This is a genomic window from Micromonospora sp. LOL_013, from assembly GCF_048060315.1.
In the GTDB taxonomy this organism is placed as follows: Bacteria; Actinomycetota; Actinomycetes; order Mycobacteriales; family Micromonosporaceae; genus Micromonospora_E.
On sequence record NZ_JBHMIQ010000103.1, the window covers coordinates 1 to 859 of the forward strand.

An 859-nucleotide genomic window follows, 5' to 3' on the forward strand; every position below is an offset into this window, starting at 1 on the left:
CAAGTTCCGGACCTTCTTCAGGTCCCCGTCCCGCGACGCCGCGAAGATCCGCTGCCGTAGCCGCCGTACGTTGTCCTCGCAGGTCCGCCAATCGATGGCGTCCCAGCCAGCACGATCGTCCTCCGGTCCGTTCACGCCGAGAGCCGCCATCGCCACCGCGAAGGCATGAGCTGTCATCGTGTCTAACTTGCCCTTCGGTTCCGAAGCTGTGGTCAGCAGTAGCTCCGCAGGCTCACCCGACCCGCGTCAGCGCCCTTTCAGGCCAGGGCACATGCCCTTATCCGGCCGGTTATCCGGCGACCGCTGGCGGAGGAGCCAGCATCACCGCCGCCGGTTTCCCGCTGCCTTTCGGCCACCGGCATTCGCTTCTCGGGTCGTCCTGCGCCCGCTGGGACATCGTCCGCCCTCACAGGCGGCCTACCAGCCGAATCACTGTCCGTCTGGACCCCATCGGGGTTGTCACGTTCCGCATGAGACAGATACGACCGGGTAGGGCGCCCTCTGAACCCCGGGGACGGTGGTGCGCTCCCGCCCGGCTAGATTCCTCCGAGCGGCACCTGCCGCCTTGCAACGGCTGGCCCCTGTCTCCCGCTGGCGCGTCCCATCGAGCGGAAGTGCCTATGACGAGGCGTCATCGAGGGTTCACTTGCGTTCACCCGTCCGGTCTTCCCCAGCCGGTAACCCCTGGATGGAACAGGAGTCCTTGGGCCCTTCCCCGGGCTTCGCACCCCGCGGTTACCCGCGACGCACGCCGAGGCGGGGACGGTCCTTGCGCACGGGACCGGACACTACATCCGCGACGTCACGCCGCACCCCCTTCGATGAGTGTCGCTGTACTCATGCGACTTGCGTGTCGCAC

General features: G+C 67.4%; 1 protein-coding gene. It reads right to left on the bottom strand.

Going from position 1 to position 859, the window contains the following annotated elements:
* The coding region (locus ACFHWS_RS28500; RefSeq protein ID WP_416569583.1) for a reverse transcriptase N-terminal domain-containing protein at positions 1-177 on the bottom strand (177 nt) is incomplete at its 3' end.
* Positions 178-859 lie beyond the last annotated feature (682 nt).